This window comes from Pseudomonas sp. Marseille-Q5115, assembly GCF_916618905.1.
Classification (GTDB): Bacteria; Pseudomonadota; Gammaproteobacteria; order Pseudomonadales; family Pseudomonadaceae; genus Aquipseudomonas; species Aquipseudomonas japonica_A.
Map to the genome: position 1 here is coordinate 1,107,373 of NZ_CAKAKI010000001.1, position 16,923 is coordinate 1,124,295.

Annotated in this window: 15 protein-coding genes and 1 pseudogene; 7 read left to right on the forward strand and 9 right to left on the reverse strand. The window is 59.0% G+C overall.

The genetic code is table 11. From position 1 onward, the window contains the following. Nucleotides 1-28: 28 nt before the first annotated feature. The 3 genes and pseudogenes from LG385_RS25635 to LG385_RS05310 form a co-directional block, all read right to left on the reverse strand. Nucleotides 29-199 (reverse strand): annotated as a pseudogene (locus LG385_RS25635) (DUF1427 family protein); the annotation flags it as partial. Nucleotides 200-332: 133 nt separating this feature from the next. Further along, nucleotides 333-1,109: an AraC family transcriptional regulator gene (locus LG385_RS05305; RefSeq protein ID WP_225772972.1), complete on the reverse strand. Its 777-nt coding sequence runs from the start codon at nucleotides 1,107-1,109 to the stop codon at nucleotides 333-335. Nucleotides 1,110-1,244: 135 nt separating this feature from the next. After that, complete coding sequence (locus LG385_RS05310; protein WP_225772974.1) at nucleotides 1,245-2,171, reverse strand: LysR family transcriptional regulator; 927 nt, start codon at nucleotides 2,169-2,171, stop codon at nucleotides 1,245-1,247. A gap of 112 nt (nucleotides 2,172-2,283) precedes the next feature. Between LG385_RS05310 and LG385_RS05315 the strand changes: the two genes are divergently transcribed. The 4 genes from LG385_RS05315 (at nucleotide 2,284) to LG385_RS05330 (ending at nucleotide 5,425) form a co-directional block, all read left to right on the forward strand. Then, the gene (locus LG385_RS05315; RefSeq protein ID WP_225772976.1) at nucleotides 2,284-3,036 is read left to right on the forward strand and encodes a 3-oxoacyl-ACP reductase family protein; all 753 of its coding nucleotides are present in this window, start codon (nucleotides 2,284-2,286) and stop codon (nucleotides 3,034-3,036) included. An 11-nt stretch (nucleotides 3,037-3,047) separates the two neighbouring features. Then, entirely contained in the window at nucleotides 3,048-3,641 is a 594-nt protein-coding gene (locus LG385_RS05320) for an NADPH-dependent F420 reductase (RefSeq protein WP_225772978.1), read from the forward strand. A gap of 351 nt (nucleotides 3,642-3,992) precedes the next feature. Continuing rightward, nucleotides 3,993-4,694, forward strand: a complete 702-nt coding sequence (locus tag LG385_RS05325; RefSeq protein ID WP_225772980.1) for a glutathione S-transferase family protein — start codon at nucleotides 3,993-3,995, stop codon at nucleotides 4,692-4,694. A 167-nt stretch (nucleotides 4,695-4,861) separates the two neighbouring features. Further along, on the forward strand, nucleotides 4,862-5,425 hold the full coding sequence (locus tag LG385_RS05330) for a TetR/AcrR family transcriptional regulator (RefSeq protein WP_225772982.1): 564 nt from the start codon (nucleotides 4,862-4,864) through the stop codon (nucleotides 5,423-5,425). Nucleotides 5,426-5,498: 73 nt separating this feature from the next. On the opposite strand, the gene LG385_RS05335 is transcribed toward LG385_RS05330, so the two are convergent. The 3 genes from LG385_RS05335 to LG385_RS05345 form a co-directional block, all read right to left on the reverse strand. Next, nucleotides 5,499-6,719 (reverse strand): GAF domain-containing sensor histidine kinase, encoded by a 1,221-nt coding sequence (locus LG385_RS05335; RefSeq protein WP_225772984.1) that lies wholly within the window; start codon nucleotides 6,717-6,719, stop codon nucleotides 5,499-5,501. 234 nt (nucleotides 6,720-6,953) lie between these two features. Next, complete coding sequence (locus LG385_RS05340) at nucleotides 6,954-7,358, reverse strand: nuclear transport factor 2 family protein (protein ID WP_225772985.1); 405 nt, start codon at nucleotides 7,356-7,358, stop codon at nucleotides 6,954-6,956. A 135-nt stretch (nucleotides 7,359-7,493) separates the two neighbouring features. Further along, nucleotides 7,494-8,408: a LysR family transcriptional regulator gene (locus LG385_RS05345; protein ID WP_225772988.1), complete on the reverse strand. Its 915-nt coding sequence runs from the start codon at nucleotides 8,406-8,408 to the stop codon at nucleotides 7,494-7,496. 119 nt (nucleotides 8,409-8,527) lie between these two features. On the opposite strand from LG385_RS05345, the gene LG385_RS05350 reads away from it, so the two are divergent. Both LG385_RS05350 and LG385_RS05355 read left to right on the forward strand, forming a co-directional pair. After that, nucleotides 8,528-9,280, forward strand: coding sequence for an SDR family NAD(P)-dependent oxidoreductase (locus tag LG385_RS05350; RefSeq protein ID WP_225772990.1), 753 nt, complete (start codon nucleotides 8,528-8,530; stop codon nucleotides 9,278-9,280). A 268-nt stretch (nucleotides 9,281-9,548) separates the two neighbouring features. Further along, entirely contained in the window at nucleotides 9,549-11,516 is a 1,968-nt protein-coding gene (locus tag LG385_RS05355; RefSeq protein ID WP_225776175.1) for a BCCT family transporter, read from the forward strand. An 84-nt stretch (nucleotides 11,517-11,600) separates the two neighbouring features. Here the strand turns inward: LG385_RS05355 and LG385_RS05360 are convergent, their stop codons facing one another. The 3 genes from LG385_RS05360 to LG385_RS05375 all read right to left on the reverse strand — a co-directional run bounded on the left by LG385_RS05360 (nucleotide 11,601) and on the right by LG385_RS05375 (nucleotide 16,205). Continuing rightward, entirely contained in the window at nucleotides 11,601-12,743 is a 1,143-nt protein-coding gene (locus LG385_RS05360; protein ID WP_225772992.1) for a mechanosensitive ion channel family protein, read from the reverse strand. Nucleotides 12,744-12,985: 242 nt separating this feature from the next. Continuing rightward, complete coding sequence (gene nhaA, locus LG385_RS05370; RefSeq protein ID WP_225772995.1) at nucleotides 12,986-14,353, reverse strand: Na+/H+ antiporter NhaA; 1,368 nt, start codon at nucleotides 14,351-14,353, stop codon at nucleotides 12,986-12,988. Between the two features lie 289 nt (nucleotides 14,354-14,642). Next, nucleotides 14,643-16,205 (reverse strand): putative bifunctional diguanylate cyclase/phosphodiesterase, encoded by a 1,563-nt coding sequence (locus LG385_RS05375; protein ID WP_225772997.1) that lies wholly within the window; start codon nucleotides 16,203-16,205, stop codon nucleotides 14,643-14,645. 463 nt (nucleotides 16,206-16,668) lie between these two features. On the opposite strand from LG385_RS05375, the gene LG385_RS05380 reads away from it, so the two are divergent. Continuing rightward, a complete protein-coding gene (locus LG385_RS05380) occupies nucleotides 16,669-16,866 on the forward strand; it encodes a hypothetical protein (protein WP_225772999.1) in 198 nt (65 codons plus the stop codon). Nucleotides 16,867-16,923: the final 57 nt, after the last annotated feature.

Genomic DNA, 16,923 nt, shown 5'->3' on the forward strand with positions numbered 1-16,923 from the left:
GAAGTAGGGTAAAGAGCCAGCCGTTACAGGAAGTCAGGCCGACAAAGAACTGCTTGCCCACAGGCCACAGCCATTCACCCGCCTGCATGCCGAGTAACCCGACGAGTGCGACAAGGGGCGGCGCAGGAGAGCGGAAATCCAGAAGGCCATACAGCAAGCCGACGGCGATACCGATTGCGAGGGAAATGACGTAGCTCATGACAAACTCCGGGGCATGGGACGCGCGGCCCGAGTGCGGCGCGGCTGCGATAAGCAATGACCAGAGTGTAAGGAGGGGCGGCCAACGCTACCGGCCAAATGCTTCTGAATTTCGGACAGAGTCGGTGCAGGCGTCAGTTGGCGGGATTGCTGGCCGGGTATTGGGAGGGGGGTATGCCCAGCTCGCGACGGAACATGTCGCTGAAACTGCTGGGCGAATACCCCAACGACCGGGCTATGGTGTTCACCGGTACGCCCTGAATGATTTCCGCAACCGAAGTCGCCAACTGCACCTGCCGCCGCCACTCGGCGAAGCCCATGCCTAGCGCCGCCTGGAACAACCGCGACAGTGTTCGCACGCTGGCGCCAGCCTTTTCGGCGTGCTGCTCGAACGGCACGTCAATGGAGGGCTCGATCATTACCGCCTGACAGACATTCATCAGCCGGCGGTCGCTGTCATCCGGCATGGGCACCTTCAGCAGCGAGCGCCGGGCACGCATGAGTTCGAGCAGCGCCAGGTTGGCAAGCGCATCGTAGTAATTCGAGGCGTTGTCCTGCTCCGCGACCAGGCTCACGATCAGCTCGCGCAGCAGGCGCCCGACCTCCAGAACCTGAACCGTGCTGTCGAGGGTGACGGCGAGGGTGGGGCGCAGGTAGATATTGCGCATCTCCAGGTCCGATACCACGCGGATGCCATGCGGCACGCCGGGTGGCAACCACACCGCACGTTGCGGCGGGACGACCAGCGCTTCGTTTGGAGTCTCCACCCACATCACGCCCGACATCGCATACAGCACCTGGCCCCACTCATGCTTGTGGGGCTCGATGTACAACCCGCGCGGGTAAGTCCGTGACAGCGGCTGCACGGGGATGGCGGTGTTGGTAAGGTCGGGTGGGGCCGCAAGTGCCATGGTAAAACCGGTTGCCGTGAGATGTGGAGATCGTAGCGGGAGATAGCCGCGGATCGCCAGTTCAATGAGCGTTCGGGTTTGTTTTGGGATGGCAGGTCGGTGCCAGGCCCCTTCAATTGGTTGAATCAAGAAACCCTAACGCCGTGCATTTAGCCGATTAGCCCAATCCTGCTCTCGAGCATGGCCCACCAGAAAGTCCACAAAAGCTCTGGTTTTGGCCGGTAGCAGCTTCTGGCTGGAGAAATACAGAGAGATTTGCCCCACATCCGCGTACCAGCCTGGCAGAACCCTTACCAAGCTACCGTCCTGGAGAAAGGGAAGCACATCCGGAACAGCAAGCAACGCGACACCCAAGCCCAGGCGTGCACAGTGAACCAGCGCTCCCGGATCATTGACCACCATCCTGGGACGTACCTCCAAGGGATGCTGTTGCCCATCGGGCCCCCTGAGCATCCAGCTTCTTATTTTGCCGGTATGTACCGAACGCATGGACAGGTGCTCCAGCCCGTTCAGCTTCTCGATCCGCCGGATATGACCGCGTTGAGCCACATATTCCCTTGAGGCGACCAGGATCAGGTGAGCGGGCGCGAGGCTTCTGGCCACCAGCCCTGGCACCAGCTCGAAGCCACCCCCGATGGCGGCATCAAACCCCTCGGCGACAAGGTTGACTTGCCGGTTTTCCAAGCTCCATTCAGGGGTCACATTAGGAAAGCGCTGCAGGAATCCAGGCATCAGCGGCAGCAAAAAGCCCTGCCCGAAGCCGGGCGCCGCCGTAAGCCGAAGTACACCCGAGGGCTCGCCGACACCGCTCACCACGTCATCTATCGCGGCCTGGACACTCTCCAGCCCTGCCCCGAGATTACTCAGAAACCGCTCTCCAGCTTCGGTGAGGGTCAGCTTGCGAGTGCTGCGTTGAAACAGGCGAACACCAAGGTTGGCTTCAAGCTGAGCGACGTTGCGACTCACGGCCGCCGGCGTAAGGCCCAGATGCCGCGCTGCGGCGGAGAAACTGCCAGCTTCGGCGCTGCGAACAAATGAAAGCAGGTTTGCCAGGGTTTCCATCCGATACACCTTCAAGCATCCGTTGAAAGTGATTCTACTGACTTGCTACTACCTGAGGAAGAATCAAAAGCGTCTCATAGGCTCATCCACTTCACACACCGAGGCGTTAATCATGACCACTATCAACCGCCCACTCTCCGGCAAAGTCGCACTGGTGACAGGAGGCTCGCGCAGCATCGGCGCCGCCATTGCCAAGCGCCTGGCAGCAGACGGAGCCACCGTCGCCATCACCTACAACGCGTCGCCCGAGCGCGCCGACGCTGTGGTCGATCACATTCGTGCCCAAGGCGGTCAGGCCATGTCACTGGCGGCGGATGCAGGGAACCCGGAAGCGGTACGCACTGCCGTGGGGGAGGTCGCTGCGCGCTTTGGAAGGGTTGATATCCTTGTCAACAACGCGGGCATCAGCGTGCTGGGTGCGCCGGAAGAGATCGCTTTCGAAGACTTTCAACGGATTCTCGCGGTAAACGTGACAGGGGTATTTGTCGCCACTCAGGAAGCGCTACGGCACATGGGGGAGGGCGGGCGCATCATCCACATTGGCAGCTCGATGGTGCAGCACGCTGCGTTCGCCACGGCGTCAGCTTATACCCTGACAAAGGGCGCGCTCACAGGCTTCAGCCGTGGCCTTGTTCGGGACCTCGGGCCCCGCGGTATTACCGTAAACACCGTGCACCCTGGGCCCACGGATAGCGATATGAATCCTGCCGATGGCCCGGTGGCTGATTTCGTGCGCCCAAACATCGCGATGGGTCGCTACGGCGAAGGAAAAGATGTTGCCAGCGCTGTTGCCTACCTTGCCAGCCCTGAAGCCGGCTTTGTAAGCGGCGCGGAGCTTATGGTCGACGGCGGCTTTACAGCGTAAGGGGAGCAGTCATGAACATCAGCATCATTGGAGCAGGCGCAATAGGTACGGCCATCGCACGGCTACTGGTCGGTACCGGGTTACCGGTCAGCATCGCCAACAGCCGCGGTCCTGATAGCTTGGCCGCCCTCGCCCAGGAATTGGGCCCACTCTTGCAACCCGTGACGGTGCAGGAAGCTGGCACGGCAGACATCGTCTTCCTCGCGGTCAATTGGTCGAAGGTTTCAAATGCAATCCGCGATTTGGGGCGGTGGAACAGCCGCATCGTGGTTGATACCACCAATCCGATAGAAGCACCGCTGTTCAAGCCCGTCGACCTTGGCGCGGAGACATCCTCGGAGGTAGTAGCGCGGCAGGTTCCTGGAGCGCATGTGGTCAAGGCGTTCAATCATCTTCCACCACCCCTGCTCGCGAACCCGACCGCGGAGGGCGGAAAGCGTGTGCTGTTTTATTCAGGCAATCATGCGGCCAGTAAAAGGCAGGTTGCCGAATTGATCGCTCGATTGGGGTTTCATGGCATCGATCTGGGCGACCTGCAGCAGGGCCAGCTCGCCCAGTTTCCAGGTGGACCGTTGCCAAGCCTGAATCTGGTCAAGCACGGCTGACTTCTGCGAAGCCCTGTGCGGCCATGGAGTAATCATCATGCGCGGTTCAGGGACCGGCATGGCTGCCCTTATTCGGGCTTGCTGAAAAAGGACGCCTATCAACGCGAGCAGGTCATGGTAGGCACGCAGGCCGCAGCGGCGGCCTTGTCGACCGGCTATGGCTCTGAATTCTTACAAACACAGGCCGTTGATCCGCCTTAGAGCGCACGTTCAGGTGAGCGCCAGCAAAGGCTTGCATCAGCAACCCCTAACAATCGTTAGGTAGGTGTTGACTTCAGGGGAAAGGAGGAATAGATTCAGTTTCACCTAACGACTGTTAGGTAGATTTCTTCCTTCCTTCTGGAGCTGACCATGACCGCCAAACTGCACCTCTTCACCTCTCCATCGGCTTTCCCCAACCCTCAACGCCTGCGTCTGTTCATGCACGAAAAGGGGATAGCTGACCTGTTCGAAGAAACGATTTATGACATGGCGCCCGGAGGGCAACAGCGCGGGTGGCGTCATCTCAATATGAATCCATGGGGTGAAACGCCCACGCTGGAACTCGCAGACGGAAGTTTCATTTCCGAAACGGCAGCTATCGTTCGCTATCTCGATCAGTCCTATCCGGGCCGCAAGATCATGGGCGAGACCGCCTTGGAGCAAGGGCTCGATAACATGTGGGATAACCGGGTCTGGGTGCATATTCTTTATCGAATAGTGACGGCGTTTCATGTGTTGCACAGCGGGTTGGGCTTCAAGCTGGAACTGACGAAGAATGAGGCCTGGGGCGAGCACTGCCGCAAGGAAGCGTTAGCCCATGCGGCGCTGGTCAATCGTCATTTGTCCGATGGCCGTGAATGGTTGCTGGGCGGCGATGCTCCAACCTTCTCGGACATCACCCTGGCAACCGCGATTGCATTCTCCAAGTTCCCGGTCAACGCCACCCCTCTGGATGAGCGTTTCGAGTTCATCGACGCCTATTGGAAGCGCTGGCAGAAACGCCCAAGCTTCCAGGCTGCCTATGCTGATCGGAGCAGCGGCATTCCGGAACTGGATTCGCCGGCTGAGTGATCCCGTGCTGGGAGGGTAGAGTCGTCGGGGCCGCAATGCATGGCGTTCCCGGCGGAGCTATTTTGAGGTCGGTAACAGATGCCCAGGACCGCTACCTAACAAAAGGTAGGCTTTTGATTTAGCATGGCGATCTTCCGATCACTAGACCAAAGAACAAAGGCAAAGCAATGACGATCAACGCCCGGGAAGCCATTCTGCTGGCGGCGAGAAATATCGCCCAGTCCCAAGGCTACAACGGCTTGAACTTCCGCGATCTGGCCACTGCGGTTGGAATCAAGCCTGCGAGTATTTATTACCACTTCCCTAGCAAGGCTGATCTTGGCGTTGCTGTCGCCAGGCGGTATTGGGAAGACGGCGCTGCGGCACTCGAAGTGATCTCGCAGGAAACGCCAGACGCTCTTGATGCACTGCGTCGTTTCCCCGAGATTTTCCGCCGCTCGCTGGAGGCTGATAACCGCCTCTGCCTGGGCAGCTTTGTGGGCGCTGAAACCGACAATTTGCCTGCAGAGATGACTCAGGAAATTCAGGCGTTTGCGGAGGTAAATGTGGCTTGGCTGAGCAAGCTACTGGTAGCCGCGAACGTATGCGAGCCAGAAGACAGTGAGAAGCGGGCCCGTGCGATTTTTTCGGCCGTGGCGGGTGCTCAGCTTATTGCCAGAAGCCGATCGGACATTTCGCTATTTGACACACTGATAGACACCTATCGTGCATACGGACCACTGCCAGCATAAGGGCTGCTATGGACCCGTTGCGTAGTTGCGACCTGGCGTACAATGCCCCGAATGCCTTGGTAGCACGTATCGTTTATGCCCACTGTAACCGGCAAGGAATGGTGGCCACGAATTCGGTGCCGTGCGCATCGTCCGAGGTGACGTCGAGCGCTCCGTGATGGCCCATGCAGATCTCGTTCGAGATGTAGAGGCCCAGGCCCAGCCCGTCTTCCCGATGGCCCACTTCGGGACGCTTGAACGGCTGAAACAGCGAGGGGAGTACATCGGCGGGTATCGCCGCGCCGGTATTGTGCACTGACAACACCAGGTTCTGGTCGATCGTGTTGACGCGCACCTGAATTGGGGTGCCTTTTGCCCCGTGCGTGATGGCATTCCCGACCAGGTTGGAGAGCAATTGCCCCAGTCGATTGGGATCGCAGTAGAGCCCGGTAGGAATATCCAACGTTTCCATAATCTGCGCGTGCGGGTGCACCACCCGCAGCTCCATGAGCACGGCTTCGAACTGCTCCTGCAGATCGTCCGTCAGCAGCGGTTTGACGGGGATGCCTCCGCCCAATTTGCCACGGGCAAAATCGAGCACATCCTCGATCAGGCTGCTCATGCGCAGCGCGCTTTGGCGGATGGCCCGGACCATTTTTATACTGCGGGGCTCCGCAACCCTCGTTTCCAGCAGCTCGGCACTCAGCCGTACCGCACTTAACGGGGTGCGCAGGTCATGACCCAACACGGCCACGAATTGCTCGCGTAATACCCCGGCTTCGGTCGCGTCGGCCAGTGCCTGTTCGGACGTGAGTAATCCCTTGTGCAGATCAAGGTTCATCGCGATCAGCTGTGCATAGAGCCCCATGGACTTCAGCACGGTGGCTTCGTCGAAGCTGGCGGGCAGTGGGTCGATCGCGCACAGCGTGCCGAAGAAGCCCCCGTCGGCGGTGATGATCGGAATGGAAACGTAGCTTTCCAGACCATACAGCTTAGGCGTGTGGTGATGCGAGAAGACTGGATGATCGCTCGCGTGGGTGAAGATGACTGGCCTGCGGTTCTGCCGGATCTCATGGCAGATGGTGGTTTCCAGCTCGAGTTGGCTGCCGGGTATCAAGCCGAAATCAATCGAGTCATCGACCGCACAAGTCACCCAGTGCGTCTCCGTCACTCGGGCCACGGCTGCGAACCGCATCCCGGTTACCTGCTTGACCATTTCCAGGATCAACGGTACCGAATCGATCTTCTGAACGGCGGCGATGGCCCCGGAAAAATCTGGCGTGTTTGGCTTTGCGCTAAGGGAGGAGTCAGTCACAGGGCTTTGATCGCTATCCGAAGGCGTATAAGGGAGGGGACGCCACCTTAACAGTCAGGACAGCAGGCCATAGACGCAGCGGAGCTCAGGTTAAGCTGCGCTGTATCGCACTGTCCAGTTGAGCGACTGAAAACGCCTTGCTGATAATCGTCAGATGCTGAACGCCGGGCCCTGGCGCCGCGGCGCCGTACCCGCTGGCAAACGTGATAGGAATCGATCGGTTAAGAAGTGCACTCAGGCTGAGTCAGCAGGCGCGAAGGCCTTGGCCGCAGCAACGGTGTCCAAGGACTCGCGAAGCAACTGGATCTTGCCGTCCTTCGCCACCAAGCGACCCGCATACATCTGCCGATAGATACGGCCAGTCGCAGGCACCAATGCCTCGACGCTGTATTCCGCGAACGCTTGGTCGGGGGTATCGATCAGGAACCGTACGCAACGAAATTTGAAGCCCGGCACTTTAGCCAACAGGGAACCAATGAAGGATTCGATGGCATCGTTACCTTGAGCCCGGTGGGTGATGCCCAAGGATTCAAGATAAGGAAGCTCCAACACGCCATCCTCGGCAAAGAGCGAAGCGGCAGTGCCTGGAGACTGGATGGCGTCCAGGTACATTTGAAAGAGTTCTACGGCGTTTTTCATGAGGGATTACTCCGAAGCTGATGAGGGTTGGCACGGTATCCCGTGACTGCCAACCCAAATTAAAAGAGTCGGTGAGTAATCAAAATAGCAATTATAGAAATGCATCCTTTCATTTCTGTGGCGACTTTGATGTCGTCATGGCCAGCGCCACTTGGGGTCCGATAGGTGTTTGGCGAAGAAGTCCGATAGCGCCTTGATCTTCACAGGTCTTGTGCGCGCTGACGGAGTTACGAAATACAGGCCGCCCCGCATCATGTGCCATTCAGGTAATAAAGCGACCAGCCGGCCATCCGCCAGATATTCGCTGGCAATGAACTCCGGGAGTTCGGCAATGGCCAAGCCGTCCAGCAGGGCCGGTAACAGGGCGTCAGAGTTCGTCACTCGCAGCGGGCCGTTGGGCACCACGTCTTCTTCGGTGCCGTCGTCATGGGTAAAGCGCCACACCTGGCTGCGCGACCGATACGCATAGCTGAGGCAACTGCGGGCGGCGAGCTCACGGGGATGGGTGAGCTGTCCGTGCTCCTCCAGGTACCCAGGCGAGGCAACCAGGTACTGAGTCACTGCACATAGGCGCCGAGCAACCAGGGACGAGTCAGGCAACACCGCGATCCGCAAGGCTGCGTCAAAGCCTTCGGCAATAAGGTCGACCGAGGCATCGGACAAGTGCAGGTCAATCGACAACTCGGGGTATTGGCGCATCAGTTGCGGCATCAGCGGCGCGACCCATCGCAAACCGAAGGACATCGGTACCGCCAGACGGACCTGTCCGCGGGGCTGCACCGACAACTCCTGGGCTTCACTCTCTACTTCTTCGGCCTGCCGGTAAATCTCTCCTGCCTTGGCGGCCATGCTCGCGCCAAACTCCGTCAGCGCCAGTTGCCTGGAGGTGCGGTTGAACAGCCGACCGCCCAAGCGTTCTTCCAGCCGTGCGACAGCCCGAGACACAGTAGGCACTGAGACCCCCATTACCCTTGAAGCTGCCGCGAATGATCCCTCTTCTGCCACCTTGGCGAACATCGCCAACCCTTCGAAATCTGGAAGTCTGCTCATTTCATTTCTGCAATGATGGTTTGCAGGCAATTCTATTTTGAAAAAACCGCGCGGTCGATAAGCTTCTCCCACACCGCAACTCAACCATTCGCAACACTTCATAACCTGGGAGAAACATCATGGCTAACAAACTCGACGGCAAAGTAGCACTGGTCACCGGCGGCACCACTGGAATTGGCCTGGCTACTGCCAAACGCTTCGCCGCAGAAGGCGCCCACGTGTACATCACCGGCCGCCGCCAGGCCGAACTCGACGCAGCCGTAGACGCCGTCGGTAATGCCACCGGGGTTCGGGTTGACTCGACGAAGCTTGATCAGCTGGACGCCCTGTATAGCCAGATTGGCGCTGCGCATGGCCGCATCGACGTGCTCTTCGCCAACGCCGGTGGCGGTTCAATGGTGCCGCTGGGCGAAATCAGTGAACAGCACTACGACGACACCTTCGACCGTAACGTCAAAGGCGTGCTGTTCACCGTCCAGAAAGCCCTGCCGTTGCTGGCGCAAAAGTCTTCGGTAATCCTCACCGGCTCCACCGCTGGCAGTGCCGGTACCGCGGCCTTCAGCGTGTACGCCGCTTCGAAAGCCGCCGTGCGCTCCTTCGCTCGCAACTGGATTCTAGACTTGAAGGACCGTCAGGTGCGGATCAACACCATCAGCCCCGGCGCCACTCGCACCCCCGGCCTGGTCGACCTGGCTGGCCCAGATGCCGCCCAGCAACAAGGGTTGCTGGACTACCTGGCTTCGCTCATCCCCATGGGCCGCGTCGGCGAAGCCGAAGAAATCGCCAGCGCCGCACTGTTCCTGGCCTCGGACGACGCAAGCTTCGTCAACGGCATCGAGCTGTTCGTCGACGGCGGGCAGCAGCAGGTTTGAGTACATAGGTGGGCGGCGCCCGAGCCGCCCACCTACCGCTTCAAGGGAGATAAACAAACACCATCGCCGTCCTGCGACATCCGGCGCAGCAAGCAGGCAAGCGAGCAGACAAGCAGGCAGGCATGGGGCGGGGCGGGCAATTCCTAGCGTCTAGCCGCTTCTTTCCAAGGTCGCTTGCGAAACGAGCACCGACCCTTGTAGTCAATCGCTCATACACTATCCCAGCCTTGCGCAACGTAGGGCGCCTTGTCGAGGAGAATCCGTGCCTATGCCTACCGAGGCAGAAATAGCCAAACCATCATCCATCAACGCGCCCGTGTTTTGGATATCGGCGGCGGCCCTGCTTGTGCTGGTGCTCTATGCCAGCCTGTTTCAGGAGAATGCCCAAGCGGTGTTCACTGACATCCAAGGCTGGATCATCACCAACCTGAGCTGGTTCTACATCCTGGCCGTGGCGATCATCCTGGGAACCGTCGTGTTTCTCGGCGTGAGTCGTTACGGCGATATCAAGCTGGGACCGGATCACAGCACCCCTGACTACAGCAGCACCACCTGGTTCGCCATGCTGTTTTCGGCGGGCATGGGGATAGGGCTGATGTTCTTCGGCGTGGCCGAGCCGGTGATGCACTTTCTCAACCCACCCGTGGGTGACGGCAACACCGTGCAAGCCGCGCGTGAGGCAATGAAGATTACCTTCTTTCACTGGGGGCTCCATGCCTGGGCTATCTATGCCATCGTAGCGCTGATCCTTGCGTACTTCAGCTACCGGCATGGGCTCCCGCTCACCTTGCGCTCGGCGCTGTACCCGCTCATCGGTGAGCGCATCCACGGCCCTATGGGCCACGCTGTCGATATCTTTGCGATCATCGGCACGGTGTTGGGGGTCGCCACTTCTCTAGGCTTTGGCGTTGCGCAGATCAACACAGGGCTTAACGCACTGTTCGGCGTACCGATCTCCATCCCGGTGCAGATTCTGCTCATCATCGGTACTACCGCATTGGCTACCCTGTCGGTAGTCACGGGTCTGGATAAAGGCGTGCGTCGGCTGTCGGAGCTGAACCTGAGCCTTGCCGTGTTGCTGCTGCTCATGGTGATCGTCCTGGGCCCCACGGTATTGATCCTCCAGACCTTCGTTCAGAACACTGGAGGCTACCTGACCGAGATCGTGAGCCGAACCCTCAACCTCTATGCCTATCAGCCTACCGACTGGATCGGCGGCTGGACGCTGTTTTACTGGGGTTGGTGGCTGGCCTGGTCGCCCTTTGTCGGCCTGTTCATCGCGCGCATCTCCCGTGGCCGCACCATCCGCGAATTTGTCTCGGGTGTGCTCCTGGTCCCCACTGCATTTACGCTGCTATGGATGACGGTCTTTGGCAACACCGCGATTCACATGATTCTCACCGATGGCATCACAGACCTGGCTACCGCTATCGACAAGGACACCTCGCTGGCGTTGTTTGCCTTCCTCCAGCACTTCCCTTTTGCCAGCGCGATCTCCTTGGTCGCGATCATCATGGTGGTGGTGTTCTTCGTCACGTCCGCAGACTCCGGCGCGATGGTGGTCGATATGCTCGCCTCGGGGGGGCAAGCTCATACCCCAATCAAGCAACGGGTTTTCTGGGCGGCCAGCATGGGCCTGGTGGCCATTGCATTACTGCTGGCCGGTGGTTTGAAATCCCTGCAGACCGCCACGATTGCGAGTGCGTTGCCGTTCACCATTGCCTTGTTGTTCAGCATGCGTGGCTTGCTCAAAGCCCTGAAACTCGACGCCACGAAACGCGGGCTGCGTTACCAGGCTATCTCATCCGCCGCAGTGCGCACGCCAGGTAGCTGGCAGCGCCGATTGCGTACCTTGGCCATGTTCCCGCGCCGGGCACATGTGGTTCGCTTTATCAGCGAAACGGCCAAGCCTGCCTGTCTCTCGGTCGCCGAAGAATGGCGGCGGCAAGGCTACCCCTGCGCGGTGGAGGACGGCGAGGACGGCAGTGTCAGGTTGTCCGTGGGGCCTGCCGAGAAGCCCGAGTTCATCTACAAGGTGCGCCCGCGCGCCTATGCAATGCCCAGCTTCGTGATGGAAAGCGAGGATAGCGAGGAGCGCAAGTATTTCAGGGCCGAGGTTCACCTGCGCGAAGGTGGCCAGGACCACGACATCATGGGTTGGTCCAGGGAAGACGTGATCGGCGACATCATCGATCAGTACGAGCGGCATATGCATTATCTGCACTTGGTGGGGTAAGCCCACAGGCGGGGCCGCGCCAGCTCACTGCGGCCCCTATCCCTTGGCCTTTACCTTGCTACGAAGGTTCCATAAACCATGCTCTCACTGCATGGTTTGCGGCACCGTGCCACGGGCGGCAGTTTCTTCGCTTCCCGGCCGTGTATCTACTGAGGGGGGGAGCGACGCCACGTAAACCGTCCTGGAGGGGAAGGCGAACTCCACGCCCATGTCGGCGAACGCTTCCATCATCTGCAGGTTGATGGCCTGCTGAACATCCATGTACACGTTGTAGCTGGGGTCCAGCACGATGTACACGGTTTCGAATTCCAAGGCGTTTTCGCCGAAGGCCAGGAAGTGGGAGCGGTCAAAGCGTGCCAGCTTTTGCCCGCGGATGATCCGCTCAACCTGCTGCGGTACCGCTTTGACTTGCTCTGGCGAGCAGTTGTAGGTGAGGCGAAACTTGAACACGATGCGACGCTCTTGCAACCGCTTGTAGTTCTGGATGGTGCTGCCGATCATCTCGGCGTTCGCCATCACGATCTGCTCGCCGCCCAGGCTACGGATACGGGTAGTCTTCAGCCCAACGTGTTCAACAGTACCTGCCAGTGAGCCCACCACGATGAAGTCGCCCACCTCGAACGGCTTGTCCACGGCGATTGATAGCGACGCGAAAACGTCACCGAGTATATTCTGCACCGCCAGCGCAATCGCGATACCACCAACGCCAAGGCTCGCCACGAAGGCGGTGATATTCACACCGAGATTGGACAGCATGGCCAGCACGACCACGGCCCACAGCAACACCTTGGCGCCCCATAACGACAGGGTGCCCAAGGCGCTTCCGGTGTACACCTGCGATTGGCTATGCCGTTTGAAATAACGCAACACCGCCAGCGCGATGGCGCGGTTGGCCCATAGGCCAACCTGCAGCGCCACCACAACGAACCACAGGCTGCTGACCCGGGCCGACCAGCGCTCCGGGAGGTCGAGAATGCCGATGCCTATAAGCACCGCGCCCAGCAACAACAGCGCATTACTGGTGCTGGACAGCACCTCGATGGCGATATGGCTGATGTGCGCCTCCGGACGGCTGGCCCGGACACGCAGGTTCTTGAGTACGAAGCCGATGCCGGCACGTGCAATGGTAAAACTTAGCGCGATGGCGCAAGCGGCCAGGCACCAATTGGCGAGTGTGATACCCAGGAATTCGGTTTGCGTAATACCGGTGAGAAAATCCAGATTCACTGTTTACTCCTCTGTTGAACGAAGCGCCTGCAACGCAGCGGCTCCCGCGGACACCACCTCGTGGGGGCCAAGCCCGCTACCTGTGGCTGCCGCGGGTGCTTGTCAGGGTTCGAGGCCTGTCGTAGCGGTTTGTGCAGTTTTTCCCCCTACCGCGCTGATGGCGCCCGCTTGTGCACGCTATGCGCGCAGGCGTGCCGAGCGTGCGCCGCCGAATGCCAACCTGACAGCCCCTTGCCCCAGGGCTAAGCCCGCTGGGGCGCGGCGGATTTTCTTACGAACATCGCGGCGCCCCACGCAAGGCCAAGCACGGCCGAACAGCCCGAGCCCACCAACACGGCGAGCTTGGCGATGCCCAACAGGTTGGCATCGTTGAAAGCCAGGCCGGCGATGAAGATGGACATCGTGAAGCCGATCCCGGCCAGCAGGCCGATCAGCACCACGCCGCGCCAGGTGACGCCATCCGGCAGCTCGCAAAGCTTGAGCTTGACGAGGGTCACGCAGGTGAGGATCACACCCACGGGCTTGCCGATGATCAGTGCCAGGGTCACACCTGCAGCCACTGCCCAGGCCGTGGCGCCTTCAAGCGAAGTGTCGTTGAAGGCCACGCCGGCGTTGGCCAGGGCGAACAGCGGCATGATTACGTAGGCGACCCAAGGGTGAAGCGCGGTTTGCACCCGCTGAACAGGCGGCAGGATTTCCCGGTGCGCCTTGCGGATCTGCACCAGAGGTTGCTGCACGGCGGCCGTCTCCGGCGTTTCTTTCACCTGGTGCACCAAGTCGCGGACGGCACTGACCAGGGTTTCCATGGGCCGCTCCGGCGCGGGCCGTGAATAGACCGGGGTCATCAGGCCAAGGATGACACCTGCCAACGTAGGATGAACGCCCAGCTTGGCCAGGCCCGCCCAGATGACAATCCCGGGCACGCTATACAACCAGGCGTTAGCAAAGCCCATGCGCTGCATGACCAGCACCAACGCGATGCCCAGCAAGGCGAGGGCGGCCCCTGAGGCATCAAGCGAGGTGGTATAGAACACGGCAATGATCAGCACCGCTGCAATGTCATCGATGATCGCCAGCGCCAACAGGAAAATCCTCACCCCAGGGGCGATAGACTTGCCCAGCAAGGCCAGTACCCCAACGGCGAAGGCGATGTCTGTAGCGGTGGGTACGGCCCAGCCCGATAGGGAAGGGTGGCCCAGGTTGGCCGCAGTGTAGATCAACGCAGGCACCATCACGCCGCCAAACGCAGCGGCTACCGGCAGTGTCGCCATGCGCAGGTTGGACAGCGAGCCGTCTTTCATCTCCGAGCGAATTTCCATCCCCACCACCAGGAAGAAAATCGTCATTAACCCATCGTTCACGAGGAAGTGCAGTGAGGCGCCCAGGCTGTAGTCGCCGAGCGAGAGGCTGAGGCGGGAATGCCAGAAGGATTCGTAGGTTACTCCTGCCGGGCTATTGGCCCAGACAAGCGCCGCAATGGCGGCAACCACCAGTACGATGCCACTGACGGCTTCGACATGGCTGAAGCGCTCCAGGGCAGCCAAGGCTTGATGAGTCATTTGCTGGGCACGCGGCACCAGAGTGGAGGCCGGGGAGTTTGGAGCAGGCATAGGCAATCCCTGCCAGCGGCCCGACTGGCATAAACTTTAACCTGCACCTTGCGACGGCAAAGGCACACCCTGTAACAAATCCTACTGGTTACCCGCTGGGGCTGGCAATCCTTGATAGGTGGAAGGTGTCGCACCTTGCCCGTTCATATTGCCGAGCTGGGCTGGCATGTGGAACCGCATCGACAAGTGGCGGATAGGCCCGGGTTGCTACTCGGCTTTATGTCAATCGAGGGTCTCGAGATTCATCCTGCGTCCGGATGTACGACCTGACGCTCAACCGATGGTGGCATCAACCGTGGTCCGAAAAGGGTGCCCTCAACAATTCGCGGAGTTTGGCCTCCGTTAGAGGTTCGCTGAATAGATACCCTTGCGCCAAGGGACAGCCAGCCTCGCTAAGCCATTGCGCTTGGCCTTGGCTTTCAACCCCTTCAGCGACTGCGGGTAACGCCAAACCTTCGCTCAGGTGAATAATGGCTCTGACGATACGGCCATTTTTATCATTTTCCAATACGGTATTTATGAATGATCGATCAATTTTAAGCTTGTCAAAATTGAGGTTACCAAGCTGCGCCAGGCTTGAATATCCCGTTCCAAAATCATCCATTGCAATACGGATTCCCATGCCCCGTAGCGCTTCAAAGTGCTTTCGAGCCAACGCAATGTTATCCACAACCGCTGTTTCCGTGACCTCCAACTCCAGCCTGTCAGGGGCAAGGCCGCTTCGCTGGAGTGCAGTTTGCACTCGTTGTAATAACCATTCATCCCGCAGGTCCAGTGCACTTAAATTGAATGCCAACGATAGGTGTGCAGGCCACCCGTGAGCCTCCCTGCAAGCGCGCTCCAGCAAAAGGTTTGTTACATCCCGCATCAAGCCTGAGCGCTCGGCGGCGGGAATAAATATGGAGGGCGGAATGTCCCCATGTAAGGGATGAGTTAGCCTGGCTAAGGCTTCAAAGCCAACAACGCGCTCCCCCTTTACCGTGACGATCGGCTGATAAGCCAAGCTCAGATACCCATTGTCAAGGGCCTCACGTAATAACTGCGTAGCTTGTGATTGCTCCTCCAGGCGGCAATCACGACGCGCGTCAAAGAAACAAATGGTGCCCTTACCATCGTGCTTGCCTTGGTAAAGGGCCAGGTCCGCGCGGCGAAGGAGGCTGCTCAAGCTTTCACCGTCCTTGGGATATTCAGCAACGCCATACGTGCTCGCCGCTACAAGACGTACAGAATCAAACGTCACCGGGCTGGAGAGGAGGGGTGTGAGCTGGGCCAGAAGGCAGCTAGCAGATTCCGGGGTCTTTGCTGACCGGATAATCAAGGCAAATTCATCACCACCCAAGCGGCAGGCGAAGTCGCCTTCCGGTAACACCGTGCGTATGCGACAAGCGAGTTCTTGTAAAAGCCGGTCACCAGCGCTGTGCCCGTAGACGTCGTTGACGGATTTAAAACCGTCAAGATCGAACACTACCAGGAAGAAGGGCTCGTTCGGATTCAGTCTTCGAGAATGAAAATTCAGATCCAGCCCCCTGCGGTTGGGCAGCCGCGTCAATGGATCATGAGTAGCCATTTCCAGCGCAGCTTGTTCCGCCAGGCGCCTACTGCGGATTTCTCGCCGCAGCTCGGCTATGCGGCGGATACCAAAGATCAATCCACACCAGCCGACCACAACAAAAGCGAGGAACACTTCATCAGCCTGCCACCGCTCATGTCGGGCGTTGAACTGTGTTAGTACTTCATAAAAATCAAGCTCGATGCAGAGCGTCAGCACTCCAGCGCCGAAGAGGGCAATGAAGAGCGAATCGAGCCATGCTTGGTGAAGACCGAGGAAGCGACGCAGGACGAAGGAAGCCATGAGTGGGCATCGTAGTGGCATTTTGGTAATCACTTATCGGCGATCCGGCCATTTTCTTGAAGCCGTTTGTCAGTTCGTCAAGACTTGATGCTTGATCTTATTACCCTCTTTGTCTTTCGACTTGTCCCGACGAAATCACAATAAAGCGTTTAAGGATCGAGAGCGTTTATACTTCGGAGATGTTTGCCTCAACGATGAGCTGATTGTTCTCGGGAGATTGGGATAGGGGTATGTTGGCCTGGCGGTTATTTGGAAAAGTTTCATGACAGTCAATGCTGCCGCCCAGTGTGGTTCCTCTATTAAATAATATCATTCCTTTACTGAGCTTTAATGGCTGTGCCTGAGGGTTGGGGATGGAGATTAACTTCGTGATATTCGGAGGTAATCATGAGTTTTTTTCTCGGAACGATATTATTCATATCTGTTGCAGTGAATATATAGTCGGTCGAAAGAATCCCGTTTCTTGCCGTTTTCGACCGTCTGGCGCCCAATGGTTGACCGGCTACGCGTGCAGCGCTTGGAGGCAAAGGAGGAAAGCGCGGGGTTCCGCTCGCAGGCCGGCAGCGCTGCGGCGCAGCTGCAGCAGTTGCAGAAGGCCCACGAGCGGCTGGAGGCGCGGTATGAGGCGCTGTCGCAGGCGAAAGCGGAAGGGCAGGGGTGAGAGGGTGGATTGGGCATGGAGCTGGATACCGAAGAAATAGGTAAGCAGGCCGCTGAA

Excerpts from the sequence above, each read along its gene's own strand:
- LG385_RS05305 (WP_225772972.1), bottom strand. The coding sequence starts at position 1,109 with ATGGCACTTGCGGCCCCACCCGACCTTACCAACACCGCCATCCCCGTG.
- LG385_RS05310 (WP_225772974.1), bottom strand. The coding sequence starts at position 2,171 with ATGGAAACCCTGGCAAACCTGCTTTCATTTGTTCGCAGCGCCGAAGCT.
- LG385_RS05315 (WP_225772976.1), top strand. The coding sequence starts at position 2,284 with ATGACCACTATCAACCGCCCACTCTCCGGCAAAGTCGCACTGGTGACA.
- LG385_RS05320 (WP_225772978.1), top strand. The coding sequence starts at position 3,048 with ATGAACATCAGCATCATTGGAGCAGGCGCAATAGGTACGGCCATCGCA.
- LG385_RS05325 (WP_225772980.1), top strand. The coding sequence starts at position 3,993 with ATGACCGCCAAACTGCACCTCTTCACCTCTCCATCGGCTTTCCCCAAC.
- LG385_RS05330 (WP_225772982.1), top strand. The coding sequence starts at position 4,862 with ATGACGATCAACGCCCGGGAAGCCATTCTGCTGGCGGCGAGAAATATC.
- LG385_RS05340 (WP_225772985.1), bottom strand. The coding sequence starts at position 7,358 with ATGAAAAACGCCGTAGAACTCTTTCAAATGTACCTGGACGCCATCCAG.
- LG385_RS05345 (WP_225772988.1), bottom strand. The coding sequence starts at position 8,408 with ATGAGCAGACTTCCAGATTTCGAAGGGTTGGCGATGTTCGCCAAGGTG.
- LG385_RS05350 (WP_225772990.1), top strand. The coding sequence starts at position 8,528 with ATGGCTAACAAACTCGACGGCAAAGTAGCACTGGTCACCGGCGGCACC.
- LG385_RS05355 (WP_225776175.1), top strand. The coding sequence starts at position 9,549 with ATGCCTACCGAGGCAGAAATAGCCAAACCATCATCCATCAACGCGCCC.
- nhaA (WP_225772995.1), bottom strand. The coding sequence starts at position 14,353 with ATGCCTGCTCCAAACTCCCCGGCCTCCACTCTGGTGCCGCGTGCCCAG.
- LG385_RS05375 (WP_225772997.1), bottom strand. The coding sequence starts at position 16,205 with ATGGCTTCCTTCGTCCTGCGTCGCTTCCTCGGTCTTCACCAAGCATGG.